This is a genomic window from Dietzia sp. HMSC21D01, assembly GCF_001815995.1.
Classification (GTDB): domain Bacteria; phylum Actinomycetota; class Actinomycetes; order Mycobacteriales; family Mycobacteriaceae; genus Dietzia; species Dietzia cinnamea.
The window spans coordinates 1-536 of the sequence record NZ_KV823832.1; the positions used below are offsets into that span (position 1 = coordinate 1).

Here is a 536-nt window from a genome sequence, read left to right on the forward strand (position 1 = left end):
GGGCGAGTCGACGACCAGCGTCGACAGACGGCCGGGGTGGGCGCTCGCGTAGGCCAGGGCGGTGCGGGCGCCGGTGCCGATCCCCAGAACGGCGAGTCCGGGGACCCCCCATTCCTGCCGGAGCCGTTCGAGGTCCTCGGCGGCGCCCGCGGCGCCGAAGTCCAGTTCGCGGCCCTGGAGCTGGTCGGTGCAGGACTGCGCGGTGTCGGCGAGGGCGCCGCGCACCTCGGGGGAGGTGGGGTCGGTGCCACGGTCCGCCAGCCCGTCGAGTGTGCGCCGGGCGGGGAAGGACAGGCACGCTCCGGCCGCGCCGGACCGGCCCCGATGGTCGACGACGACGAGCGGCCGGGAGTCGGTGAGTTCGGGGCCGGCGGAGGCGAGCCGCGCCGTGAGGCTGTCGGGTGAGGTCTCGGGACCGGCGACGACGACGAGGGGCGCGGCGTCGTCCGGGGTGCCCGTCGCCGTGAGGCGCAGGACGGGCGTGTCCCCGAGCGTCGAGCACTCGACGGTGGCCTCCTCCGGCATCCCGCGGGCCC

At 77.6% G+C, this 536-nt stretch carries 1 protein-coding gene; it reads right to left on the reverse strand.

Features of this window, described 5'->3' with window-relative positions; genetic code table 11:
- Positions 1-536: alpha/beta fold hydrolase (locus HMPREF3086_RS05040; RefSeq protein ID WP_141764005.1), on the reverse strand; the 536-nt coding region annotated here is incomplete at both ends.